Annotated in this window: 25 protein-coding genes and 1 tRNA gene; 22 read left to right on the forward strand and 4 right to left on the reverse strand. The window is 44.5% G+C overall.

All coding sequences use genetic code 11. From position 1 onward, the window contains the following. Positions 1-63 precede the first annotated feature (63 nt). Genes DW205_RS00610 through DW205_RS00625 form a run of 4 tightly spaced genes read left to right on the forward strand, consistent with a single transcriptional unit; the run spans position 64 to position 4,982 of the window. Complete coding sequence (locus DW205_RS00610; RefSeq protein WP_005868091.1) at positions 64-1,296, forward strand: 6-bladed beta-propeller; 1,233 nt, start codon at positions 64-66, stop codon at positions 1,294-1,296. 50 nt (positions 1,297-1,346) lie between these two features. Next, positions 1,347-2,279, forward strand: coding sequence for a homoserine O-succinyltransferase (gene metA, locus DW205_RS00615; protein ID WP_005855991.1), 933 nt, complete (start codon positions 1,347-1,349; stop codon positions 2,277-2,279). Then, positions 2,280-4,124 carry a U32 family peptidase gene (locus DW205_RS00620; RefSeq protein ID WP_005868092.1) on the forward strand — a complete coding sequence of 615 codons (1,845 nt, stop codon included), beginning with the start codon at positions 2,280-2,282 and terminating at the stop codon, positions 4,122-4,124. It abuts the gene before it with no gap. 39 nt (positions 4,125-4,163) lie between these two features. Further along, positions 4,164-4,982: a peptidylprolyl isomerase gene (locus DW205_RS00625; RefSeq protein WP_005855996.1), complete on the forward strand. Its 819-nt coding sequence runs from the start codon at positions 4,164-4,166 to the stop codon at positions 4,980-4,982. A 153-nt stretch (positions 4,983-5,135) separates the two neighbouring features. On the opposite strand, the gene DW205_RS00630 is transcribed toward DW205_RS00625, so the two are convergent. Beyond that, entirely contained in the window at positions 5,136-5,603 is a 468-nt protein-coding gene (locus DW205_RS00630) for a WbuC family cupin fold metalloprotein (protein ID WP_005855998.1), read from the reverse strand. Positions 5,604-5,723: 120 nt separating this feature from the next. Between DW205_RS00630 and DW205_RS00635 the strand changes: the two genes are divergently transcribed. The 4 genes from DW205_RS00635 (at position 5,724) to DW205_RS00650 (ending at position 11,929) form a co-directional block, all read left to right on the forward strand. After that, positions 5,724-7,181 carry an MBOAT family protein gene (locus DW205_RS00635; protein ID WP_005868093.1) on the forward strand — a complete coding sequence of 486 codons (1,458 nt, stop codon included), beginning with the start codon at positions 5,724-5,726 and terminating at the stop codon, positions 7,179-7,181. 5 nt (positions 7,182-7,186) lie between these two features. Then, entirely contained in the window at positions 7,187-8,095 is a 909-nt protein-coding gene (locus DW205_RS00640) for a hypothetical protein (protein ID WP_005868094.1), read from the forward strand. Between the two features lie 44 nt (positions 8,096-8,139). Further along, complete coding sequence (locus DW205_RS00645; RefSeq protein ID WP_005868095.1) at positions 8,140-10,875, forward strand: substrate-binding domain-containing protein; 2,736 nt, start codon at positions 8,140-8,142, stop codon at positions 10,873-10,875. A 175-nt stretch (positions 10,876-11,050) separates the two neighbouring features. After that, positions 11,051-11,929, forward strand: coding sequence for a carbohydrate kinase (locus DW205_RS00650; protein ID WP_005856006.1), 879 nt, complete (start codon positions 11,051-11,053; stop codon positions 11,927-11,929). Positions 11,930-12,221: 292 nt separating this feature from the next. Here DW205_RS00650 and DW205_RS00655 read toward each other — a convergent pair whose 3' ends face one another. Then, positions 12,222-12,710, reverse strand: a complete 489-nt coding sequence (locus DW205_RS00655; protein WP_005856008.1) for an SPOR domain-containing protein — start codon at positions 12,708-12,710, stop codon at positions 12,222-12,224. A gap of 85 nt (positions 12,711-12,795) precedes the next feature. Here DW205_RS00655 and DW205_RS00660 point away from each other — a divergent pair, with 85 nt between their 5' ends. Next, complete coding sequence (locus DW205_RS00660) at positions 12,796-14,907, forward strand: S9 family peptidase (RefSeq protein ID WP_008778265.1); 2,112 nt, start codon at positions 12,796-12,798, stop codon at positions 14,905-14,907. A gap of 68 nt (positions 14,908-14,975) precedes the next feature. Here DW205_RS00660 and DW205_RS00665 read toward each other — a convergent pair whose 3' ends face one another. Continuing rightward, positions 14,976-16,034, reverse strand: a complete 1,059-nt coding sequence (locus tag DW205_RS00665) for a class I fructose-bisphosphate aldolase (RefSeq protein ID WP_005868099.1) — start codon at positions 16,032-16,034, stop codon at positions 14,976-14,978. Between the two features lie 155 nt (positions 16,035-16,189). Between DW205_RS00665 and DW205_RS00670 the strand changes: the two genes are divergently transcribed. From DW205_RS00670 to DW205_RS00735, 13 genes are all read left to right on the forward strand, one after another. Continuing rightward, a complete protein-coding gene (locus DW205_RS00670; RefSeq protein ID WP_005856013.1) occupies positions 16,190-16,741 on the forward strand; it encodes an NADH peroxidase in 552 nt (183 codons plus the stop codon). 138 nt (positions 16,742-16,879) lie between these two features. Further along, positions 16,880-16,966, forward strand: a tRNA-Ser gene (locus DW205_RS00675). Positions 16,967-17,100: 134 nt separating this feature from the next. Continuing rightward, positions 17,101-18,321, forward strand: coding sequence for a tyrosine recombinase XerC (gene xerC, locus DW205_RS00680; RefSeq protein WP_008780336.1), 1,221 nt, complete (start codon positions 17,101-17,103; stop codon positions 18,319-18,321). A gap of 146 nt (positions 18,322-18,467) precedes the next feature. After that, positions 18,468-19,580: a DNA polymerase III subunit beta gene (gene dnaN / locus DW205_RS00685; RefSeq protein ID WP_121962990.1), complete on the forward strand. Its 1,113-nt coding sequence runs from the start codon at positions 18,468-18,470 to the stop codon at positions 19,578-19,580. 3 nt (positions 19,581-19,583) lie between these two features. Continuing rightward, on the forward strand, positions 19,584-19,985 hold the full coding sequence (locus tag DW205_RS00690; protein ID WP_121962991.1) for a PcfK-like family protein: 402 nt from the start codon (positions 19,584-19,586) through the stop codon (positions 19,983-19,985). 1 nt (position 19,986) lies between these two features. Continuing rightward, complete coding sequence (locus DW205_RS00695; protein WP_008780339.1) at positions 19,987-21,306, forward strand: PcfJ domain-containing protein; 1,320 nt, start codon at positions 19,987-19,989, stop codon at positions 21,304-21,306. 2 nt (positions 21,307-21,308) lie between these two features. After that, positions 21,309-22,217, forward strand: a complete 909-nt coding sequence (locus tag DW205_RS00700; protein WP_121962992.1) for a hypothetical protein — start codon at positions 21,309-21,311, stop codon at positions 22,215-22,217. A 34-nt stretch (positions 22,218-22,251) separates the two neighbouring features. Beyond that, entirely contained in the window at positions 22,252-22,659 is a 408-nt protein-coding gene (locus DW205_RS00705) for a hypothetical protein (protein WP_230323772.1), read from the forward strand. A gap of 23 nt (positions 22,660-22,682) precedes the next feature. Beyond that, positions 22,683-23,801, forward strand: coding sequence for a hypothetical protein (locus DW205_RS00710; RefSeq protein ID WP_121962993.1), 1,119 nt, complete (start codon positions 22,683-22,685; stop codon positions 23,799-23,801). A 168-nt stretch (positions 23,802-23,969) separates the two neighbouring features. After that, positions 23,970-24,206 (forward strand): hypothetical protein, encoded by a 237-nt coding sequence (locus DW205_RS22775; RefSeq protein WP_121962995.1) that lies wholly within the window; start codon positions 23,970-23,972, stop codon positions 24,204-24,206. Between the two features lie 19 nt (positions 24,207-24,225). Beyond that, positions 24,226-25,245, forward strand: coding sequence for a site-specific DNA-methyltransferase (locus DW205_RS00725; protein ID WP_121962996.1), 1,020 nt, complete (start codon positions 24,226-24,228; stop codon positions 25,243-25,245). 16 nt (positions 25,246-25,261) lie between these two features. Next, positions 25,262-25,576: a hypothetical protein gene (locus DW205_RS00730; RefSeq protein WP_121962997.1), complete on the forward strand. Its 315-nt coding sequence runs from the start codon at positions 25,262-25,264 to the stop codon at positions 25,574-25,576. Between the two features lie 13 nt (positions 25,577-25,589). After that, positions 25,590-25,928: a hypothetical protein gene (locus DW205_RS00735; protein ID WP_224202508.1), complete on the forward strand. Its 339-nt coding sequence runs from the start codon at positions 25,590-25,592 to the stop codon at positions 25,926-25,928. A gap of 51 nt (positions 25,929-25,979) precedes the next feature. Here DW205_RS00735 and DW205_RS00740 read toward each other — a convergent pair whose 3' ends face one another. After that, positions 25,980-26,162 (reverse strand): hypothetical protein, encoded by a 183-nt coding sequence (locus tag DW205_RS00740; protein ID WP_121963042.1) that lies wholly within the window; start codon positions 26,160-26,162, stop codon positions 25,980-25,982. Positions 26,163-26,188 lie beyond the last annotated feature (26 nt).

A 26,188-nucleotide genomic window follows, 5' to 3' on the forward strand; every position in this document is an offset into this window, starting at 1 on the left:
TATTGCACAGGGTGAATGTTATTTGCCTTTATCCTTAAATTTAAACTAAAAGAAAAGACTATTATGAGACAGAGCTTGATAGCGGCGGGAATGTTTTTATTAACGGGAGGTATGGTTGGTTGCGGTACCTCTTCTACCCAAGAGAAAGAGGATCTTATCGTGGTGGACGTATCGAAAGATTATCCCAAAAAGGAACTGATCTTGCAAGATCTTTTTGATGTGGAATATATTCCGTTGGAGACGACGGACGAGTTCGTGACGCTAGGCTGGTTGCAGGCGATTGGGAAGGATGTGATGATCATACGAAATATGTGGGCCGTCGATGGTGATATCTTTATTTATGACCGGAAAGGTAAGGCTATTCGGCATATCAATCGGAAAGGGCAGGGGAACGAGGAGTATGCCGCAACGAGCGGTGTCTATCTGGATGACGAGAAAGGGGAGATATTCGTGGGGAATAGGGCCGATGGCAGTGTGCTGGTCTATGATTTGTACGGCAATTTCAAGCGACGTTTTAAGTTCAATGGGGACGGGTTTGCGGATTTTAGCGCTTTTTATTCCCTGTATGATTTCGACAATGAGCATTTCATCGTCCAGGATTCCAATAGTGGACGCACATTCAATTTCACGACCAAGGAGGAGGACTTGGAGCCTAGAAATCTGTTCCAGCTCATATCCAAGCAAGACGGGAGCGTCTCGAAAGAGATAGAGATTCCTTTTGAGAAAAAGGTGTCGCAAGTATTGTTCGACGAAAAGGGCATAGGTATGGTTAATAACCCTTGTATCGTCCCTTACGGGGATCGTTGGCTACTTACGGAGCCATCTTGCGATACGGTCTACACCTATTCGCCCGCTGATGGATTAAAGCCCTTTATCGTAAGGACTCCCTCTATTCAATCCATGAGCCCGGAGATCTTTCTTTTCCCGGGTGTGGTTACGGATCGCTATTGTTTTATGCAGACCGTAAAGAAAGAATTGAACTTGGCGATGATGGATACCTACTATCGGTTGATGAGAACCGATTTGGTGTACGATAGGGAGACAAAGGAAGTATCTGAGTATGTCCTGTATAACGATGATTTCACGAAAGAAGTACCGATCGCCAATCTCGTGGACGAGATTTTCGACCTCACGGTCTTCAATAACGACGAGATCGCCTTCACGTGGCGGATAAATACCCCCGAACTTGTCGAGGCCTATCAAGAAGGACACCTCAAAGGCAAGTTAAAGGAGATCGCCGCGGGTATGCACGAGGAGGATAACCCCGTGATCATGGTGGCGAAGTATAAGCGATAATGAGAAAATTCTCATTATCTTTGCGCTCATATAATAATCAGAGATAGAAAATGCCATTAAATTTACAAAAGAACTTACCGGCTATCGAGCTGCTGAAGAAGGAACACATCTTCGTGATGGATTCCTTGCGCGCGTCGGAGCAGGATATCCGCCCCCTTCGGGTAGTCGTATTGAATTTGATGCCCCTTAAGATAACGACCGAGACGGACTTGGTTCGCCTCCTCAGTAATACACCCCTGCAAGTGGAACTTGATTTCATGAAGATCAAGGGACATACGCCGAAGAATACGCCCATCGAGCATATGCAGGAATTTTATAAGGATTTCGATGAGATGGCGGATGATTTCTACGACGGGATGATCGTGACGGGCGCTCCCGTGGAGCAGATGCCTTTCGAGGAAGTTAGTTATTGGGAGGAGATCACGCAGATATTCGATTGGGCCCGTACGCATGTTACCTCCACGCTCTATATCTGCTGGGCGGCGCAAGCGGGGCTATACCATTTCTATGGGGTGCCTAAATATGATTTGCCGGCCAAGATGTTCGGTGTCTTCCGTCATTCGCTCCGGGAACCGTTTGTTCCGATCTTCCGGGGGTTCGATGACGAGTTCTTCGTGCCTCATAGCCGTCATACCGAGATTCGCCGGGAGGATATCATGAAGGTGCCCGAGCTCACCTTATTGTCCGAGAGCGAGGAATCCGGCGTCTATATGGCGATGGCTCGTGGCGGACGGGAATTCTTCATCACCGGCCATTCCGAGTATTCGCCCTATACGCTGAATGATGAGTATATGCGTGATTTGGGGAAGGGATTGCCCATCAACAAGCCTCGTAATTATTACCGGAACAACGATCCGGCGCAAGGCCCGGTGGTACGTTGGCGGGGGCACGCGAACCTGCTGTTCACTAATTGGCTGAACTATTACGTATACCAAGAGACCCCGTTCCGCCGGGAAGATATCAAAAAACTAGGAAGCTTGTAAATGAGAAAAGAACCCCGTTCGATAGAACTGTTATCTCCCGCTAAGGATCTGATTTGCGGCAGGGAGGCGATTAACCATGGTGCCGATGCCGTGTATATCGGTGCCCCGAAGTTTGGAGCCCGTGCCGCCGCTGGTAATACGCTGGACGATATACGGCAGCTTTGCGATTACGCCCATCTCTATTCGGCTCGTATTTACGTGGCCTTGAACACTATCTTGAAAGAAGAGGAGCTGGCAGAGGCCGAGCAAATGATCTGGCAACTTTACGAGGCCGGGGCGGATGCCTTGATCGTTCAAGACATGGGTATCACCCAGTTGAACCTTCCGCCTATCCCCTTGCACGCCAGTACGCAAACGGATAACCGTACGCCGGAGAAGGTGAGATTCCTGCAAGAGGTAGGTTTCACGCAAGTCGTATTGGCGAGGGAGCTATCGCTGAACCAGATACGGGAGATCGCCGAGCGAACGACCGTGCCTCTGGAGGTCTTCGTACACGGGGCGCTGTGCGTAAGCTATAGCGGCCAGTGTTACCTGAGTGCCGCCTTGAGCGGACGAAGCGCCAACCGGGGGGAATGCGCCCAGTATTGCCGCCTGCCTTATAGCTTGATCGACGCGGACGGGAAGGAGATCGTATCGGGTAAGCATCTCTTATCCTTGAAGGACATGAACCGGGGCGAATACTTGGAGGAGTTGTTGGATGCCGGTGTCTCTTCCTTGAAGATCGAGGGTCGTTTGAAGGATGTATCTTACGTGAAAAACGTAACGGCTTGGTACCGGAAGAAACTGGACGCTATCTTGGCCCGTCGGCCGGAATACCGTCGTGCCTCGGCCGGGCATAGCACTTACACGTTCGAACCTGTGGCGGAGAAAAGCTTCAACCGGGGTTTCACGCCTTTCTTATGGAAGGAGCGCACGAAGGATATCACCAGCTTTGATACGCCTAAGTCCTTGGGGGAGCCGGTGGGTACGGTGAAGGAACTGAAAGGAAACTCTTTCACGATCGCCGGACTGAAACAATTGAATAACGGAGACGGGCTTACCTTCTTCAACGAGAAAGGGGAGTTGGAGGGCTTCCGGGTAAACCGTGTGGAGGCGAACCGGATCTTTACGTTGGATCGCCCGGCGATCCGTCCGAAGATGCCTTTGTACCGGAATTTCGATCAAGAGTTTGATAAACTGCTATCCAAGCCATCCGCCGAGCGGAAGCTCTCTGTCCGGATGGAATTTCAAGATAACGCCTTTGGCTTCACGTTAAGTATGACAGACGAGACAGGAGCCCGTATCATGCTTACCCAGCCGTTCGAGAAAGAACCGGCCCGGCGGGATCAAGCGGAGAATATCCGTACCCAGCTCTCTAAGTTGGGAAATACGCCTTTTGAGGCGGTGGAGGTCACCGTGGCGATGTCCGATAACTGGTTTGTCCCTTCTTCTTTATTGGCCGAGATGCGTAGGCAAGGGGTGGAGAGGCTTATCTCTACCCGGCGGATTCGTTACCGCAGGGAAGAGGCTCGTCCGGTAAAGCCGTGTGTAGGCGAGACTCTGGAAATCCCTTTCCCAGAGAAATGTCTGACCTATTTAGGGAATGTCTCCAATAGCAAGGCTGGTGCCTTTTATAAGGCACATGGCGTGACTGCCGTGGAAGACGCTTTCGAGTTGTCTCCCCGGAAGGATGTCCCTTTGATGTTCACGAAACATTGCCTGCGGTACAGTATGGGATGGTGCCCTACTTACCAGAAGCAGAAGTCTCCCTATAAGGAGCCTTACTTCCTGCGCTATAAGGAAACGCTCTTGCGTTTGCGCTTCGACTGCAAGAATTGCCAGATGTTGATCTATGCGGAGGAATAACGGGCTTTGTAACTACTTAATCCGATAAATAAAACAGGTATGAAACGACAAATTTTCTCGCTGTTCCTGCTCTTGCTCACGTTGGTAGCTTGTGGGGATAAGCCTTTGGACCCGAATAAACCCGTATATGTGAAAATCAAGACGACGATGGGAGACGTCACCGTCCTGCTATACGACGATACGCCTCTTCACCGGGATAACTTCATCAAGCTTTGCCAGTCGAACGAGTATGAGGGTATGCTTTTCCACCGTGTTATCAAGGAGTTTGTCGTGCAAGGTGGTGATCCGGAGAGTAAGGCGCATGAGCCGGGTGCCTTGTATGGGGATGGCGATGGTGGTTATACCGTTCCCGCCGAGATATTACCCAATCATTTTAATAAGAAAGGCGCTTTGATCGACGCAAAAGAGATCGATGCCGTGAATCCGGAACGTGCCTCCGCCGGTACGCAGTTCTGTTTTGTGCAAGGGAAAGTCTTGGACGACAAGGAGCTTGCGGAGAAAGAGGCTCGTATCAATGAGATCCGCCGCAACTGGTTGTACTATAAATTCCGGGATGAGCTGAAAAAGCAAGATCCTTCCTTGGCCGCCGATTCCTTGGAGAATGAGTTACATGCCCGTGCGTCCATCTTGGTGGAAGATACGTTGGCGGTATTAGGCCCGGTAGTGATCCCGGCCGAACGGCGTGAGATTTATAAGACGATCGGTGGCGTTCCGCATCTGGATGGCTCGGTAACGATCTTTGGCGAGGTAGTGGAAGGCTTCGATATCGTAGAGAAGATCTCCGTGGTAAAGACGGATAAGAACGATCGTCCTTTACACGACGTGATGATTAAATCGACGAAGGTTTTCCAGAAATAATAACAATGCCCATTGTAAGCTCCTTATAATGGGCATCGTAAGGTCTTTACAATGGGCATCGTAAACACTTTAGAATGGGCATTGTTAAAACCATCGGATAGCTCTTGTTATACGAGGCTGATCGCTAGCTTGTTATACTAAAAGTATCATCGATCATATTTGGCTCTCGAGCCATTCCAGATACTTCTTTACTCCCTCCGTATCTTCCGCCTCGGGGCTCCAAGGCGCTAGGTTCTCCGGTGCTAGCGGTGCGAACGGCCCTTGCTTTATCTCATAAATAACCGATCCGGATTCCAGTACCAGAAGCCCGTGCCATGTTCCGGCCTTGATCTCCGCTCCATAAGCACCTTCCTTTGGATTCAGTATCGTTTTCTCCGTGATATTCCCTTCCTCGTCAAACAAGAATACCGCTACCTTTCCACGTAGCAACAAGAAGATCTCGTCTTTCGCCGGATTTAAATGCCGGTGCGGACGCAAATACGTACCGGGCTCCATGGCATTCAGTAACCGATTGATCGGATCATCCAATCTCTCATGGAAATTATAGTTCATTCGCAGGCGGGGAGACTGCAAGGCTTTGGCCTGGGTCTCGTCGAGTAATTGTTCGTTGATTATCTTCATCTCTGTATCTTATTGTATTTCTGAGCCACGAATATACGAAATATTTATTGGTCAATGCTTGATATTCCTTATCTTTGCGCCTTGATGATACATATTCTTGAGTCTGAAAATTAAATATTTATGTTATTTAATTCCATAGAGTTCCTTATATTCCTGCCATTGGTTTTCTTTGGTTACTGGTTTGTTTTCAAGTCTTTGCGGTGGCAAAATCTATTTGTGGTAGCTGTTAGTTACCTGTTCTACGGATGGTGGGACTGGCGCTTTTTGCTGCTGATCCTGTTTACGTCGTTATGCAGTTACTTGAGTGGAGTCTATTTGGAGAAATGCGCTGGCAACCGGTCGGTCCAAAAGTGGATAAGTGCCGGCAATATTTTACTGAACCTTTCGATCTTGGGTGTATTTAAGTACTTTGATTTTTTTACCGAGAATTTGGTAAATGTCCTTCACCTATTGGGCTGGGATGCCGATTACGTGACGTTGAATATCTTGCTCCCTGTCGGGATCAGCTTTTATACGTTTCAGGCTTTGAGCTATACGATTGATGTTTACCAAGGTAAAATCAAGGCGACTCATGATATCGTGGCATTCTTCGCTTATATCAGTTTCTTCCCCCAATTAGTGGCGGGCCCGATAGAACGGGCTACCCATTTGTTGCCTCAGTTTCTCCGGCCTCGTAATTTCGATTGTGATCTGGCGTTGGATGGTATACGCCAGATGCTTTGGGGATTTTTCAAGAAAGTGGTGGTTGCCGATAACTGCGCTTTGTTCGTGAACGGTGTGTTTGAGAATTACCAGACGTTGGATGGGAGTACCTTGTTTCTGGGGGCTTTCTTCTTTACGATACAGATTTACGGTGATTTTTCCGGATACTCGGATATAGCGATCGGCTGTGCCCGGTTATTTGGCATAGACCTTATGCAGAACTTTAAGTATCCTTATTTCTCTCGGGATATAGCGGAGTTTTGGCGGCGTTGGCATATATCGTTGACGACTTGGTTCCGGGATTATATCTATATACCGCTAGGGGGGAGCCGGGTCGGAAAATGGAAGAGCTTCCGGAATACCCTTGTTATTTTCTTGGTAAGTGGATTCTGGCATGGGGCTAACTGGACGTTTGTGGCATGGGGAGCGTATCATGCGTTGTTGTTTCTGCCATTGTTATTGTTGGGTCAAAATAGGAGGTATAGAGATTCCGTGGCGGAAAACAGTTTCCTTCCCTCTGTGAAGGAATTGACACAGATGGGAGTTACGTTTCTACTGGTCTTATTGGGATGGATTCTGTTCCGGTCGGAAGATATATCTCAAGCGGCTGTGTACCTCGAGCGGATGTTCAATGCCTCATTATTCTCGGCTCCTCAACTTGTGGGCTTGGGATTCGGGCAACTCCTGCTGAAGAAATGTTTCTTTTTCACGGCTCTTATGTTCATTGTGGAATGGATCGGCCGAAAACAAGCGCATGGGTTGATGATAGAGGACCTGAGCCTTCCGGTTCGGTATGTTATCTATACGGTATTGCTGATTATCATCTATGGTTTCGACGCCAGTAATCCACAAGGTTTCATTTATTTTCAATTCTGATAAGTATGAGAAGGTTCTTTATAGCTATATTCCGGTATTTAGGGGTGGTAGGATGTTTAGGGTTGCTTAGTTGTCTGTTGATCCGCTCCTATTTTCATATAAGCGTACCCAGCCTCAAGAGTGATCCGGAAGTAGAGGTATTGATTTTGGGAGATTCCCATCCTTTACATTCGATATCCGCCGATATGCTGGGGAAATCGAGGAATGACGCTAAATCCAGTGAGAATTATTTCAATACCTATATCGATTTATGCTTGAAAGCGCCTTACCTTCCCCATTTGAAAACCGTGATATTGGGGTTTGGTTATCACACGTTTACCGTGGCCGATGATTCCTATCAGGATGAGTTTCCTGCCTATATGTCTATTTATCCCCATCTGAAGGAGCGGGAGGATTTGCGACCCTTGGTACAGGAGGCTGTTTCGCCGGTAACCCGTAAGGAGGTCATGTATTCATATGAGTTTGGCGTTCCGTTCAAGAATTGCGTAGCTGAGATTAAAAGGAATGTGATCGAGCGTATTTTCACAGGGGCGACCGGGGGAACACTAGACGTTATTATCGATCGTCATTACTATGATGATAAGGGTGCTTATTTATTGCCATCCTCATTTCAACAAGAGATGTTGGGGCGAATCGTAGAGGAATGTAAGAAGCGGGATCTGTCTCTTATTTTGTACAATGCCCCTGTTTCCACGGAATATATGGAACGGGTTCCTTCGAGTTATCGAGAATTGACGGATTCTTTGGCTCGGGAATACGTGGATGATAAAACGGTCTTTTATTTAAATTATACGGCTGTATCGCTACCTGATTCTTGCTATAGGGACGCTGATCATTTGAATGAAATCGGTATCCATAGATTTACCCCGTTGTTAAAAGATACCTTGACTTGTTTGGGGGTAATTTCGGAATAGTTTTCGTATATTTGTAGAATAAACGATCGAATTAAATATACCACATGAAAGGAAACCCGCTTTATATCCTGCTTTGGCTATCCCTTATTCTTTGCTTTGCCTGTTCACCCGGTAAAAAAGAAAAGAAATATGTCATCGGTGTATCTCAATGCTCGATGACGGATATTTGGCGTCAATCCATGATACGTGATATGGAAGTAGAGGCTTTAAATCATCCGGAGATCGAGCTGGTCGTGATGGATGCCATTCAAGATAATGATACTCAGATCAGCCAGATAAAAGGTTTTATCAAGAAAAAGGTGGATTTGCTGATTATATCGTCGAATGAGACCGAGCCTGTTACGCCTGTCGCTGTTGAGGCGTACAGGGCTGGTATTCCCACTATCATATTGGACCGGAAAATTAATAGCGATGAATATACGACGTATATTGGAGCGGATAATTACGAGATCGGTCGCTCGATCGGAATGTACGTCAGCTCCTTGATCAAGAAGGAGACAACGATTTTAGAGATATGGGGACGGAGAGGCTCTTCCTCCGCTACAGAAAGACATCAAGGTTTTGTCGATGCGATGTCTATTGATCCGAATGTGAAGATCCGGGAGTTGGATGGGTATTGGTACAGGAAGAATGCCTATGAGGAAGTCTTGAAGCTGGATTCCATAGAGGATGTCGATATCGTTTTCGCTCATAATGATATGATGGCCTTAGGGGCCCGTGAGGCGATTGAGGAGCGAGATTCGTCGCTGGTGGGACACGTGGAATTTATAGGCGTGGATGGACTCTTGGGAGGAGGCTTGGGCGTGGAGGCGGTTGCGCAGGGTAAGTTGGATGCCTCTTTTTATTATCCGACAGGTGGTGGGGTGGCTATTAAGGTAGCTTGGCAGATCTTAAGCGGACAAGCTTATACGAAAAAGTATGCGTTAAGCACCGCTATGATCGATAAGACCAACGCCGGTACCCTTTATTTACAATCAGACCGGTTGGTAGAATATCAACGCCAGATCGAGAAACAGCGTGCGAATTTGTCGCAATTGCTCTCGAAATATAACTTTCTTTATAGTTCCTTGATTATTATCTTGATATTGGCGCTTTTGTTGGGTGGTTCCGCTATTTACACGGTTTATATTAATCGTAAAGTGCGCCAGAAGAATCATTTGTTGAATGAGAGAAATCGTTTGGTACAACAACAGAAAGAGGAACTCTCGGTAGCAAGCCAGCGTATCGAGCAAGTCACGACACAGAAATTGCAGTTCTTTACGAATGTATCTCACGAGATAAAGACTCCTTTAACCTTGATTCTAGGGCCTCTGAACAAGATGGCGCAAGATGCCCCGGCAGGCGCTTTTGCGGATGATATCCGCATCGTTAAGAAGAATGCGGAACGCTTGAAACGTGTGATCGACCAATTGCTGGATTTTCGGAAGATAGAGAATAATAAGATGGGATTGCGGGTTACTAAGATGGATTTGGTCTTTTTAATCCAAGAGGTGAAATCTTATTTTAATACTCTGGCCCAGAGTAAGCGAATTGATTATACCTTCCTGCATGAAATGGATTCTCTTTTTGTTTGGGTGGATACGGACAAAATGGAGAAGATATTAACGAACTTGCTTTCGAACGCTTTTAAGTTTACCCCGGAGCAGGGGAAGATTACGATTCGTTTGCGGGAGGAGGAGACGGAGGTTGTCTTATCGGTGGAAGATAATGGAGAGGGTATTCCCCCGGAAAACCTAGCCTCCGTATTCGAGCGCTTTTTTACAAGCGGACAAAGCTATGCTCCGGGAACGGGTATCGGACTGCATCTGACACGGGAATTTGTCCTTATGCATCAAGGCTCGATCCACGTGGAAAGCGAGCAAGGCGAACGGACAGCGTTTACCGTTCAGATCCCGAAAGGTAAATCTCATTTTGATGAATCTTGTGTCTTTCTGTCGAATGCGACCGAATCGTCCTCTGGTGTAGCGCATTTGGATATATCCCAAGTTCAAGAAACGTTGAATAAGAAATATGATTATACGATCTTGATCGTTGAGGATGATTGGGATATTCGAGCTTATTTACAGCATGAGTTGTCCGGGAATTTTAATGTACTTGTAGCGGAGAATGGTGCCAAGGCCTTGGATATTCTATTGAAGGAAAATGTATCACTGGTCGTCAGTGACGTGATGATGCCGGAGATGAATGGCTTCGAGCTTTGCCGCCGGGTTAAGTCGGATATGGCCCTCAGTCATATCCCGGTAATCTTGCTTACGGCTCTTTCGGATGACAGTCAACGCTTGTATGGATTTGAGGGGGGAGCGGATGAGTATATCCAGAAACCGTTCAATATCGAGATCGTGAAATTACGTATCATTAAGTTGTTGGAAGAACGTAATCGTTTGCGGGAGGTTTTCTTGAAAGAGTCTCAATCGCCTGCGGGACTTTCCATCGAGACAAAAGGGAAGGTGGAGAGTCTGGATGATTTGTTTATGCGTAAGTTTATCGCTTTAATAGAGGAGAATTATAGCGATCCCGATTTCAGTATAGAGAAAGGCAGTGAGAAACTGGGCCTGTCTCGTGTGCATTTATATCGAAAGGTGAAGGAGTTGTCCGGGATTACCCCTACGGACTTTTTGCGTAACTATCGTTTGAAAAAGGCATCCGCCCTATTGAAGCAGCGATCCGGAACGATTAGCGAGGTTGCTTATGCCACGGGATTCGGCTCGCCGGCCTATTTCTCCAAATGCTTTAAGGCGGTTTATAATATAACGCCAACCGAGTTTATAGAGTCTTTGTAAGGATGCTGCTTGTACAGATGTTACATACGGGTAACGTCTGTTATTGTCCCTTGGAAATAAATCTTTTATGTAACTTGTGTGATTTATCTTGTAGCTATAGTTATCGTTGTATTTATAACGATGATATACTTTTGCGGTGTCGATAAGTACGAAAGTTGTTTTTAATAGAAAGACCATGGAACAGGTGACTGAATCAAGACGTAAACCAATTGTCGTTGGGATTGGAGAATTATTATGGGATATGCTTCCTTCCGGGAAAAAGGCTGGGGGTGCCCCGATTAATTTTGTCTATCATGCGTCTTGCCTAGGTGCTGAGGGATATGCTATCAGCGCTGTCGGAGATGATGAGTTGGGTAAAGAGATCGTTGATGAGTTGGATAAGAATCATATTCAGCATTTGATCGAGAAAGTGCCTTACCCGACGGGAACCGTTCAGGTAGAGTTACGAGAAGGTATCCCTACTTATACGATTCATGAGCGAGTGGCTTGGGATCATATATCGCCTACATCCGATGCGATTGATTTGGCGGAGAAAGCGGACGCTATTTGTTTCGGTACATTAGCCCAGCGTTCCCGTCAGTCCCGGGAGACGATACAAGCGATCTCGTCGTTTGCGCCGAAAGACGCTTATCGTTTGCTGGATATCAATCTTCGCCAGCGATACTATGATAAGGAGTTGATCGAGGAGTCTTTGTACTTAGCGAATGTGTTGAAGGTGAATGATGAGGAGTTTAACGTTCTTCGGGACTTATTCGGCTTGAATGGAACTGAGAGGGAAGTGGCTTTATGGTTTATTGAGAAATACGGCCTTCGGATGTTTGTCTTGACTGCGGGGAGCTCCCATAGTACGATTTATACGAGAGAGGAGATCTCTACGTTGCCCACGCCGGAGGTCACGGTGGCGGATACGGTCGGGGCGGGGGATGCTTTTTCGGGGGCTCTAATCATCTCGCTCTTAAAGGGGAAGTCCTTAAGCGAGGCCCATCATTTCGCTGTAAAGACAGCGGCTTTCGTTTGTACGAAAGAAGGTGCGTGGCCTGTTTATGAAGAGTAATTCGTTTATATCATATGTGTTTAGATGTTTTGAGTTTATACAATTTCGAATAGGTATTACGTTTTTAAGGTAAAAAGGTTGTTAGGATATAAGAAGAGAAAGGCAAAAAGAAAAAGATGGTTTTTGTTTTAGGTTAAGTTAGATTAGATTGGTGAAAAGTGGCTCGGCTGTTGAAGTCGGGCTATTTTTATGTCCTTATGTTTCCTTCAAATAGAATGGTCTCGATAACCTGCAAGATTCTTCTTACAGGCTAACGAGACCTTCCGCTTTTATCTTTTCTGATAGCTTACAATTAATAAGCTCTCTCCAATAACCAAGCGTCTTGGAAGTTAGGAGCGTATTTCGCCTTGATGGCATCACGGCTATCGGCGGCGTCCGCTTTATTGTCGAAACTAGCGACGATCACACGCAACATACCTTGCTCGTTCTCGCCCAACACTGCGTTATAGCCATCATTCTGCATACGTTCTTTTAATGCGTAAGCGTTTGTCTTATTCTTGAAACTACCGACAACAACGCTATAACGTTTCAGACGGCTAGCGTCCTCGCCTTGAGCGGCGTTGATTTTTTCCGTACGAGTGGTAGCCGTAGAGGTTCTGGGTTTTGAGACAGGAGCGACCTCAACAACTTCTTCCTCTTGTTCTACAACCTCAACAGGAGCCGTCGACTCTTTTTCTTTGGCCTGTTCGTAAGCAGCCTTGTACGCGCTCTGTTTAGGTTTACATGAGCCGAGTGCTAATACCATACATACAGCGGCTCCAAATAACCAAATCTTATTCATACTGTTCAGTTCTTATAATTAGTAACGCGAAGATATAAATTATATTTAGTACTTTCGCACTCAAATTGTAATATATTATAACGGCATGAATAAATCTATCGGAACAATGATTATGGCAACATCTCTACTGTTAGGTGCTTGCAATCCGGCTACGGATGTGAACGTGAAGGAGACCGGTGATAAGAACCTTATCGGGAAGTCGGACATCCGGATCAAAGACGGTCGCATGACCCCGGAAGCTTTGTGGGCCATGGGACGTATCGGCGGTATGAACGTATCTCCGGACGGGAAAAAAGTGGTGTATACGGTGGCGTATTATAGCGTACCGGAAAACAAGAGCAACCGTGAGGTCTTCGTGATGAACGCTGACGGATCGGATAATAAGCAAATCACGAAAACCGGATTCGCTGAGAACGAGGCCGTATGGATCAAAGGAGGAACCAAGATCGCTTTCTTATGTAACGAGAGTGGTAGCAGCCAGCTTTGGGAAATGAATCCGGATGGGACGGACCGTAAGCGACTTTCCGATTATGATAAGGATATCGAGGGTTTCGCTTTCTCTCCCGATGAGAAAAAGGTCTTGTTTATCTCGCAAGTGAAAACCGTGAATAGTACCGCTGATAAATATCCGGATTTGGATAAGGCGACAGGTGTTATCATTACGGATTTAATGTACAAGCATTGGGATGAGTGGGTGACTACCGCTCCGCATCCTTTTGTTGCCGATTTCGATGGCAAATCGATCAGCAATCCTGTGGATGTAATGGAGGGCGAGTTGTTTGAGAGCCCGATGAAGCCGTTTGGCGGTATCGAGCAATTGGCTTGGAACACTACCTCGGACAAGATTGCCTATACCAGCCGCAAAAAGACGGGTAAAGAATATGCGATCTCTACGAATTCGGATATTTATGTATATGATCTGAATACGAAGCAAACGACCAATATAACGGAAGAGAACAAGGGATATGATACGAATCCCACCTATTCTCCGGACGGAAAGAGTATCGCTTGGCTAAGTATGGAACGTGATGGTTACGAGGCGGATCAAAATCGCTTGATGGTAATGAATCTGGAGACGGGTGAGAAAACATTCGTAAGCAAGGATTTTGACTCCAACGTGGATTCTTATTGCTGGAGCGCTGATTGCAAGCGTATCTATTTCACGGGCGTTTGGCATGGCGAGTCGCAGGTTTATCAGATAGACTTGGCGAATGGCAATAAGATTACCCCGCTGACCGAAGGTATGTACGATTACGCCTCTGTCGCTCTTCTGGGCGATAAGCTGATCGCTCAACGTCATTCCATGAGCATGGGAGACGAGATCTATTCGATCGATTTGACAGGGGATCATACGGTAACTCAACTTACGTTTGAAAACAAACATATTTACGACCAGCTTACGATGGGTAAGGTAGAGGAACGTTGGATGAAGACGACGGATGGCAAGCAGATGCTAACGTGGGTTATCTATCCGCCTCAGTTCGATCCGAATAAGAAGTATCCTACCTTGTTGTTCTGTGAGGGTGGCCCGCAAAGCCCTGTGAGCCAGTTCTGGTCTTACCGCTGGAATTTCCAGATCATGGCGGCTAATGACTATATTATCGTGGCACCGAACCGTCGGGGTCTTCCCGGATTTGGCTTGGAATGGAATGAGGCTGTCAGCGGCGATTATGGCGGACAATGCATGAAAGACTATTTCACCGCTATTGACGAGGTAGCCAAGGAACCGTATGTAAATAAGGATCGCTTGGGTTGTGTAGGCGCCAGCTTCGGTGGATTCTCCGTATATTGGTTGGCAGGTCATCATGATAAACGTTTCAAGGTGTTTATCGCCCACGATGGTATCTTTAATATGGAAATGCAGTATCTGGAAACGGAAGAGATGTGGTTCGCCAATTGGGATATGGGTGGAGCGTACTGGGAAAAGCAGAACGCTACGGCTCAGCGTACATTCGCGAACTCTCCGCATAAGTTCGTGGACAAATGGGATACGCCTATCCTTTGTATCCATGGAGAGAAGGATTACCGGATCTTGGCTAATCAAGGAATGGCAGCGTTTAACGCCGCGGTTCTTCGGGGGGTACCGGCCGAGTTGCTGATTTATCCGGATGAGAACCATTGGGTATTGAAACCCCAGAATGGCGTTCTATGGCAACGTACATTCTTTGAGTGGTTGGATATGTGGTTGAAGAAATAAAATTTGAAGGCCGTCCCCAAAGTATATAGCTTTGATGGACGGCCTTCTTTTCTCAACGCAATAACAAACTAAGCGATAGTAATATCCTTATCCAAATAAATATCTTGAATTGAATGAAGTAACTCCACGCCGTCTTTCATCGGACGTTGGAACGCCTTTCTTCCGCTAATCAGCCCCATGCCACCCGCACGTTTGTTTATGACAGCGGTGACGACAGCGTCTTTAAGATCTGAGGCGCCATGAGATTCTCCGCCGGAGTTGATAAGCCCGACACGTCCCATATAATTATTGGCTACTTGGTAACGGCAGAGGTCGATCGGATGTTCTGTCGTTAACTCTGTGTACATCTTTTGATCGATCTTCCCGAAATTGATAGCGGTGAAACCTCCGTTGTTCTCCGGTAGCTTCTGCTTGATGATATCGGCCTTGATCGTGACGCCAAGGTGATTAGCCTGTCCGGTCAAATCGGCTGCCGCGGAATAGTCGATGCCATCCTTTTTAAAAGAGCTGTTTCGTAAATAGCACCATAATACGGTCGCCATACCTAGTTCATGGGCATACTCGAATGCGTCGGCAATCTCGACTAGCTGACGTCGGCTTTGCTCTGATCCGAAATAGATCGTGGCCCCTACAGCTACGGCGCCCATATTCCATGCTTCCTTCACCGTGCCGAATAAGATTTGATTGTAAGAATTCGGATAAGTAAGAAGCTCATTATGATTTAGTTTTACCAAGAATGGAATCTTATGGGCATATTTTCGTGCGACTGACCCTAGTATGCCGAACGTAGAAGCGACTGCGTTGCAACCACCCTCGATCGCTAATTTTACGATATTCTCCGGATCGAAATAAATGGGGTTTGGAGCGAAGGAAGACCCTGCGGTATGCTCGATATCTTGATCTACCGGGAGGATAGAAACATATCCGGTGTTAGCTAATCTTCCGTGCCCCAACAAGGTTTGCAGACTATTGAGAGTCTGTATGTTTCTATCTGAATTGCCCCACACATCGTCCACGCAAGTGGGTGATGGAAGATGAAGCAGCGATTTATCAATAGTCTTACATACGTGATTTAAATAATAATCACTTTTGTCTCCTAATAAACTAATAATCTTTGATGTATCCATATAAATAAATATTTACTTAGTAAACAATCGCTGTCAAAAATAAGTTCCATAGTTTTTATCGATTAACACATAGAATTAATCTATCGATGAATTATGGTAGTATCGGATAGTTTAGTTAATTTTGTGCCATACAACCAATAAAAATTTTGCGATATATGAAAAAGAAATGGATTTGCACAGTATGTGGTTATGTACACGAAGGTGATGAGGCTCCTGAGTTCTGCCCTCAATGTAAACAACCAAAAAGCAAATTTAAAGAATTAGTAGAGACAGAAGGTGCGTTACAATTCGTTGACGAACATGTACTAGGTGTTGCTAAAGGTGTAGACCCAGTGATTTTGGAAGGTCTGAACGCTCACTTTATGGGAGAATGTACCGAAGTTGGTATGTATTTGGCCATGAGCCGTCAAGCAGACCGTGAGGGTTATCCTGAGGTAGCTGAGGCATTCAAGCGTTACGCTTGGGAAGAGGCTGAGCACGCTGCTAAGTTTGCGGAGCTTCTTGGCGACGTAGTTTGGGATACGAAGACTAACTTGAAAAAGCGTATGGAAGCTGAGGCTGGCGCATGCGAGGACAAGAAACGTATCGCTACATTGGCTAAACAACAGAATTTGGATGCGATCCATGATACCGTACATGAGATGTGCAAAGACGAGGCACGTCATGGCAAAGGATTTGAAGGTTTATATAATCGTTATTTCAAGTAATTTAGAGGTATTAGTTATATGTTTTAAAGAGGGGCGTTCTGTGAAGAATGCCCTTTTTTGTATTTGATAAAGTAATTTTAGCCTTTCAAGAGAATAACGATACTATATTTTATGTACTTTTGTACACGTCAACCACAAGGAAAGATGCCGGAGTGGTCGAACGGGCCGCACTCGAAATGCGGTGAGCGGGTAACCGCTCCCTGGGTTCGAATCCCAGTCTTTCCGCTTGATTATTAGCTCTTTGTTGTAATGATACTGTAGGGGATTTGTTCATTTTAGCCTCCTTACATACCTATTCATACAAGCTTTTTTTGCATGAATAGCATAAATGATTTACAAATAGTTTACAGTAAAAAATTATGGCATATTTCAAAATTTGCGTACGAGCTAAGAGAAAAGACAATACGTATCCTGTTTATATTCGTGTAACCCATCACGGACAGGTAGGATATATAAAAACAGATAAAGTCTGCAAGGCTAAGTCTGTTCGGAAGGGTGAGGTAATAGATAATTACATCATCAAGGATATTTCTATTCTTATTGACGGGTATATGTCCCGGCTTAATCGTGAAGATATACAATGTTGGGATATCAGAAAGATACTGGACTTCTTGAGGAGGGATTCTAGCGCACCTTCTTTTTCTGAATTTTGTGAGGGGTTTACCTCTAAGATGGATAACGAGGGAAGAGAATCCACGTCGATAAATTATAAGCTTGCGTTAAGGCGCTTGGAGGAATATATGGGGAAAGACGACATTCTCTTCTCTGATCTTACATCGTCTATATTCAAGGAGTGGATAGATTCGATGAAAGATAGCTTGTACAAGAAACATGGCTATCCGAAGCGGATCAAGACAATGTTTATGGCTGGATGCGAGCGGTATAATAATTATGATACCGGCGAGATGCTTATACGGAATAACCCGTTTAGGGGAGTGAGGGTACCTAGACCTACAGTTCCAGAGAAAAGGGCATTGGACATTAGAACCGTTCGAGATTTTTTTGCGGTATCCGCGGAGTATGGATCAAGAGCTGATCGTGCTAGGGATGTGTGCGAGATCGTTTTTTGTCTTGCCGGAATTAACACCGCTGACCTGTATTATATGGAAAAAGAGAACCTTAGAGACGGAAAGATGTGTTACTGCAGACGTAAGACTACTAATAGGAGGGATGACAAGGCGTATATAGAGATAGCCGTACCAGATAGGCTATCTCATTTGCTTGAGAAATATGCTGGAGAAAAAAGGCTGTTTAACTTCTGTGAGACTTATGGATCAAGTAAGAATTTCAATAAATGTATAAATGAGGGAATAAGTGATATAACAAGAAAAAACGACCTTCCTCATATTTCTGTCTATTCGTTTCGGCATAGTTGGGCTACATTCGCTCAAAACGATTTCGATGCAAGTTTGGATTTAGTAGGCTTTTGCCTTAACCATGCTTCTTCCCATAGGGTGACATCTGGGTATGTTAAGACCGATTTTAGCGTTATCGACCGCTTGAATGCCAAGATTCTTGATTATGTATTTGAAGAAAAAAACGAAAAAAAGATGGAAATAATTTGCGGATTAAAAAAATGACTCTATCTTTGTCGTTGAAATAGCGAGTTGGATTTTAGACGAAAGTTTGAGATCCAACTTTTTGTGTTTATATGTGTTTGGTCTCTTATTTCTGTAAACTTCCATAAAACAAAGACTTACCGGGTGCCTTCAAAAAAACAGGCACTATGACGATTTCTATTTCTAAAACAGCGCTGCTATCAAGATTGCAGCTTTTGGCGAAGATCATACCCGCCAAATCATCCACGCCGATCCTTTGTCATTTCTTGTTTAAGACGAGGGAAGGCCGGTTATTCATCACCGGATCGAATAGCGAGGGCCGGATAACCACCAGCCTTGAGTGCATCTTCGACGAGGAGATATCTATTTGTGTCCCGACTTCCTTATTAGAAGGACTGAGGAACCTGCCCGAGCAACCAATTGATATAATCATCAACAAGGATACCCGTGAGATAAGGATCAAGTACCATGGTGGAAAGTTCGAGGTGGTGGGTTATGACCCATCTACCTATCCGGGAAAAAGATCGATCGAGGTCTTGGACTCTGTGTCATTGAGCGCGGAGGATTTATTCAATGGGATATCCAAGGTCATAAATTTGGCCGGGAATGATGATATCCGTCCGGTCCTAAGCTCTGTCTTTATTGAGACGGAACCGGAGACCGTATGCTTTGTCGGTGCGGACGGGCATGGCATGGGATTCTTGAGAAAGGGCAATGATAGACAGGTTGGCAAGATCTCAGTTATAATCAGCCGTCCTATAGCCTCGGTATTGAAGGCGATACTTCCGGCTTCCTCCGATAACATGGAAATGAGGGTCGGTGCGGATTGGTCCGATGTCATACTCAATGACTATGAGATATCGTTCCGGAATGTGGAGGGGAGATATCCTAATTGGAAAGCTGTGGTACCCAAGGCGAATAAGCTGGAACTGCTTGTTGACACCGGACAACTGATCGGGGCTATTAAAAGGACATCGGTGTTCTCCAATAAGGCCTCATGCCTTATCGTCTTGAGGATCATTCGTGATAAGTTGACCGTATTCGCCCAAGACATAGATTTCTCGACTTCCGCGGAGGAAACGTTGGAGGTCGATTTTAACGGGAATGAGTTCTCGATCGGGATTAAGGGATCGTTGCTTCTTGAGATACTCTCATGTATCGATGACGGGCGTACGAGGCTTTCCTTTAGCGAGCCTAACCGTGCTATCTTGATAACTCCGGAGAACCAATCCGGGAACGAGGAACTTACCTATTTATTAATGCCCATGACAATCCAGTAAGTTATGAAAGAGTTCAAAGATACAATTCAGAAATATTTACAGGAGAGGGCGGCGGAAGATCTTCTGTTTGCCCCGAGACTTGCCAATCCTAAAAAGAGTATAGACGAGTGTTGTCGTTATATCTTGGGAGAGGCCCATAAGCGTGGAACCTCTGTCGTGATGAGTGATACGGAGGTTTTTGGTATGGCCGTACATTATTATGATGAAGAGAATATTGAGGTCGGAAAAGTTCCTGTCAGTAGCTCCGTTTCTTCTTCCCATAAAGTAGAACTTACGGAGGAAGAAAAGAACGCTGCCCGTCAGGCGGCCATCAAAAGGTTGACCGAAGAGCAATATCGATCGCTCAAAAAGAGGCCGGCCAAGAAGAAGGTTGATGAGAGTGTCCAACAAATGAGCCTGTTTTGATATGAAGCCGAGAACGAGATTGGAAAAGTTGGTGGCGGGATTGAGCGAAAAGCTTCCCGCCATCACAAAGGCGCAGGAGGAATGGGCCAAGGAACACGTGTTCGACCATGTAGCTTACAAATGTAAGAATGAGTTGTGGTGCTCTGAATGTGGCGAGATATGGGTTAATACGGGTAATAGTAAATTGGGTGACAAGACCGAATGCCCTTATTGCCACCATCAATTAGATGTAAAGGTCAGCAGAAAGCAGAAGAACCATGAGGAGGCGTATATGTCCATCCTGCAAGTGAGAGGCGGGTTTCAGGTGATCCGGCATATACTATGTTGGAAAAACGCCCGTAGGGGAACTTCTCCGGTGTATTATGATTTTACTGAAGTTGTTCAAGAATGGATTCGTGAAGACGGAAAACGTACGATCATAGCCCGTCCAATAAATATGGGACGTAACGGATTTGCGTATAGTTCCCCTCTTAGTATCAAGGGTGAATATGGAAGTAACCCATATAATTATTACGGTGATTTATATGCGATATTTGGAGAGCTTTATCCAAGGAAAGAATTACTTCCGGAATTGAAAAAACGGGGACTGAATCGACTGTTCCCGGATGTAACTCCGTCTAAGTTGATACGTGACCTTTTGAAAGGAGGTAATGACGCGGAACTATGCCTCAAGACCGGGCAAATATCCATGCTGAAGCACATGTATAGAAACGGCTTTTCCCAGCTTCGTTATAAGCCATCATTCAATATTTGCAACCGTAACCATTATATTATCAAGGATGCGTCCCTCTGGGAAGACTATATGTCTTTATTGGCTTATTTCGGTAAAGACTTGCGTAATGCCCATTATGTATGTCCTAAGAACTTGAAGGTCGCGCACGATAGGCTATTGGCAAAGAAAGATGCCCGTGAAGCCAAGTTGAGACAGGATAGGGATCGTGTGGAAGCTATCCGTAGGCGTGAAAAGCTCATGAAGGATATAGCCGGCTTCTACGAACGGATGGAAAAGTTTTTCGGAATGAAAATCACGGATGGTAACATAGTCATTTGCCCGTTGGAGAGTATTACCCAGTTTTATCAAGAAGGCAAGGCTATGCATCACTGCGTGTATAAACTCGGATATTACAATCGGCCGGATCGTTTGATACTGTCAGCAAAGGACACCGGTGGCAAACGTATCGAGACGATAGAGGTGAATTTGAAGACGCTGAATATCGTCCAGTCTCGGGCCGTTTGCAATGGCGTAAGTGAGTTTCACGACCAGATAGTAAAACTGGTGAAGAAGAATATGAACCTGATTCGTCAGAAAATGATAGCGTAAAAATGCCAAGAATTAGAACTATAGTACCGGAATTTTGGGAAGATGAAAGGTTTTCGAACGTATCTCTTCCGGCTTGTCTGCTTTATATAGGCATGAAAAACTTTGCTGATGATAGCGGTGTCATTTTAGCTAATGAGACTATCATTAAGTCGAAAGTCTTTCCTGCCCGCGAAGATATTCGTAAGCAGCAGGTTTCTGGATGGCTGCAAGAGCTGATTGAAAACTCTATCCTTGTACCTTTTACATTCGAGAACAAAAGCTACTACGTGATGGACTTTTCCAGTGAGCGCATCGACAAACCGCAAAAGTCGAAAATTCCGGCAGAAGTGATAGAAAACGTTCTTTCGGGCAAAAATAGAAGCAATCCGGGAACATTCGAGAATATTCCCGAACAATCGGGAACAATCGAGAATCCTCCTGCTGGAAAGGAGAGTAAAGGAGAGGATTGGAAAGGAGAGGAGGGTTATACGCGCGTAGGCACGCGCAACCCTGACCCCGAACCGGAGAAACCCAAGAATGAGAATTTTGAAAAGTTCAAGCAATGGATTGCTGCGAATGCTCCTAGTGTGGCTAAACTGAAAGAGCCGTTTACGGAAGAACAATTCGAACGGATAAAGCGAGATTTCCCGCTTCAGTTAATCCAGGACACTCTTGTCTCGATGCACAATTATCGAGAGCTGCTCAAAAAATACGTTAGTGCGAACCTCACGTTCCGCAAGTGGGCGAAGCGTGATTTAGAAAAAATGCAGTATGAATCAGGAACAAGCAATACAACTCATATCGGAAATAGATCAAACAACCGGCGTACTTCCTCCGGAACTGATGCCGAAAACAAGAGAATCGAGCGTGAGCGTTTGGGGCGTCTTGCCGATGCCATATTACAACAGTCTGCGGCCCAAAACAGTAAATGACGTGTTTGATAGCCCAAGCTGCTCTATAGCGGTTATGAACAAAGAATTTGGAGAGACGCATCTTCGTGGATTTATGGTAAAAGTCTTGAATGATTTGGTAGATTTTTTCAATGTAGGGAAATCGATCGGAGCAGTACAAGTCGCACAAACAGTTGATCTGATTATTGATGAATACTATTTCTTTAAGCCTGATGATTTCAAGCTATGTTTTAATCGGGCGAAAAAGGGATTGTATGGGAAGGTTTATGATCGGATAGACGGGGCTGTTATTTTAGAATGGCTTGGCCGGTATGAGAAAGAAAGGGGTTCCATAGCCATGGATGATAGTATCAATAATTCCAAAAGCTGGGATATACCGGAAGGTGATAGGACTTCTAAAACATTGGAACAAGCGTACCATGAGTTTAGGAAGTATGATTTTGAACGAAAATATAAGGTGTGAATATTTAAAAACAAGGAACTATAATGCAAGAAAATAAAATACAGGTCGGTAATACTGAACAGGTTTTACTATCAAAAAAGAACTGTCACCGTGCATTAAAAGTGGTGAATATAGCGAACCCAGAACAGGGTGAATGGCTTTTTAACTGGAGAGGTGAAAAGTTGAGTGATAATTTAATGCGTTGCGACTATGCGCATACTGCAGTCCGTATTTCCGATAATGAGGCGGTTGTTATTAATGACAAAGACTTAGGTCTTTGGTCGGTTGTAGAGTGGAAATATGAGGTAAACCTTGAGGAGTTTTGGAAATGCGCTTGCGATGCTTTTTATGCTACAAGTTTCAGTCCGGAGGAACGTGGATCGTATCACATACGCATGTACGAAGAAGAGCTCAATGATGATATAAAAACAATGCCGGAAGAAGAAAGAGAGCGATATATTGCTAAGTACAAAGAATGGGTTCAAATATTGTTCAATAAGCATTCTCGTATAATGAGCGCCATGATAACAGGGCCAGCCCGTTTTCCGTCAAGACGAAATGAGAAGATGAATAATTACTATGACAATGCTGTCAATGAATTTAGAGCGTGGAGAGAAAAAGTGCTCAAGTCGATAGCTCGAAGGATAGAGGAGGCAAAACCGGAAGATCAGAAAGCGGAGGAAGAGTGGATGCGTGTAAAGAGGATGATCGATGAGCATTTTTTGCCAACCAATTTGTATAATAAGCTGGAAACGATTGCGAGAAACGGAAAGGTCGATTTGATAAACAAAGCGATTGAATATGTCAGATCCTTAAACGAAAGTCGGGTAAAACCAATCTTTACCAATCGTCACAAATTTTGGAAACTCGCTGAACTTGCAAATCAATCTATCTCAAAACAGGCAGAAAAAGAGAACCAAAAAGATGTGGAAATACTTTTTGATGGTGGCCGGGTAATTAAGAATTACTCCGAAGATAGAGTTCAGATAGTTTTTGATACAAAACCACGGCCTGATGTTATTTCAAATCTCAAACATAACGGTTTTCGTTGGTCACCCCGTTTTTCGGCATGGCAACGCCAATTGACGAATAATGCTTATTATGCTGTTTCTCGTGTAATTCCTATTACTATTGAACAATTGATGAAAGAAGAAAACAAATGAACATTGGTTTATTGGCAGTTGACAGAGAGAAAGCCAAACGAGAGGCATATAAGAAGCTATGTTATAACTTCGAGTATAAGTTTGGCTCCAATATTCCCCATTGTGTGTTAAGGTCTGGGGTATGTGATGAGGATTGCGAATACATGAAAGTTTTTACTATAAAAAGGTATGAATATAGATACTGAATTTAACGTAGGAGATAGTGTATGTTATCTGATCGGGGATAATATTATCCATACAACTATAAGCAAAATAATCATCGAAATATCCTATGCTGATGATATTTTCCTTATGGTTTATAAGCTGTCAGATGGACTTAGTGTACCCAGAAACAATTATCCTAAATGGGATAAAAGACTTTTTAAAGACAAAGAGAGTTTGATAAAATATTTATCTGAATCATAACTAAGAAGAACTGAGCATAATGGATGTAAATGTAATATATAACTCGGAATGTCGATTAGGACTAAAATGTCTACCGGAAAATAGCGTAAACTGTTGTATTACATCACCTCCATATTACGGTTTGCGTGATTATGGAAATGATGAACAGATAGGGCTTGAAGCTACACCGGAAGAATATATTGGGAAGTTGGTTGAAGTGTTCCGGGAAGTTCGGCGGGTGTTAACGAATGATGGTACTCTGTGGGTGAATATTGGTGATAGCTATGCCGGTTCCATGAAAGGTGCTGCACAGTTTCCGGACAATGCAATGAATTATAAGCAAGGTACGAACCGGGGGACACTTGGTAAGGCAACGTTGGTAAAACAATGCACAAACTGCAAACCTAAAGATTTGATAGGTATTCCTTGGATGCTGGCCTTTGCTCTTAGGGCTGATGGTTGGTATTTGCGTCAAGATATTATTTGGAGCAAACCTAATCCGATGCCGGAGAGTGTTAGGGACCGTTGTACTAAATCTCACGAATATATCTTCCTATTGAGTAAATCCCGGTTGTACTACTTTGATGCAGATGCGATAAAAGTTCCGGCAAGAGAGTCTACAATGCGTAGAATAAGGCAAGATGTCGATAACCAGGTAGGATCCTCTCGTACTCTGAAAGCTAACAGAAATATGAAAGCCGTTATTGGTGGCCGCAAAAGAAATTTTTCTGATATGACGGAAGATGACCCCATGTATCGAGCCAGTACGAATCGTGAGTATGAATATACGGACAAAGCAAATAAACGTTCTGTCTGGGTAGTGAGTACATCGGCCTTCCATGATGCTCATTTTGCAGTGTTTCCCCCAGCTCTCATTGTTGACTGTATAAAAGCAGGATGCCCGGAAGATGGCGTTGTTCTTGACCCTTTTATGGGTTCCGGTACAACGGCAATCGTTTCCCGGAAATTGAACCGCAATTATATAGGATTTGAGATAAACAAAGACTATGTGCGGTTGGCTGAAAATAGAATGAAAAAAGAGTTAGGAATATTTCAATAATAAAAATAGCTGAGATATGGAAATGCGTAAAGTTGTGTTGGATGAAAACATTATCCCGCCTATGATGCATCCCTGGGGGAAAGCATGGAAACAACCGGACAGAAATAATCTGGTACTTGATGACAAATATGCCATGATGTATAGACGGGATTTTGAGATGCTGCCAGATTATACCGGTTCGGAACCGACCGGCAAGTATAACGGTAAAATGTGGAAGGCTCAGTATGTTTCTCGTGATAATCGCAAATGGTATTTGTGTTGGTGTCATGATGAAAATACGGTATCACAGGAGATATACATCTCGTATAGAGAGATTTTGATAATTGATTAAAAATTAAAAAGAAATGAATATACTTGATTTACCATTAAAGGCTATATGGTATGATATGATAGAATCCGGTGAGAAAAAAGAGGAGTATCGAGAACATAATAGCTATTGGGCTAAAAGATTTTATGTTTGCTATGATAAAAACACGGATTGCAGAATCTATATTCCCGAAAAGTGTAAATATTGTTGTAAGCCTTCCTTTAAGCTTTATGATGCTGTTCGTTTTCGTTACGGATATACAAAACGAACTATGTTATTCAAATTGAATAGCATTTCTATTGGCAAAGGTCGTTCGGAATGGGGTGCGCCAGATTATAAAGTTTTTATTTTGAAATTAGGCAATCGGATTAACTAATAACTAAAAAGAAAGGAGCTATCTAAAAACAACAGATAGCTCCACAAAAGATTATTTGTTATGTCCTGGGGCGTGTCGCTTAGCGGATTTTTCACCTGTGATCTTTTTAGCTTGTCCTGGTGGAATAGTCTTAACCTTGTTTGGTTTGGATTTCACATGAACATGTGTTGCACAAGATGAGAAACTAAGTCCCATAGCAATAATGAAAATTGCAAGTAAATATTTTGCTTTCATAAGAAATGATTTAATATTAATAGAAT

It is taken from the genome of Parabacteroides sp. AM17-47 (assembly GCF_003434625.1).
Taxonomy (GTDB): domain Bacteria; phylum Bacteroidota; class Bacteroidia; order Bacteroidales; family Tannerellaceae; genus Parabacteroides; species Parabacteroides distasonis.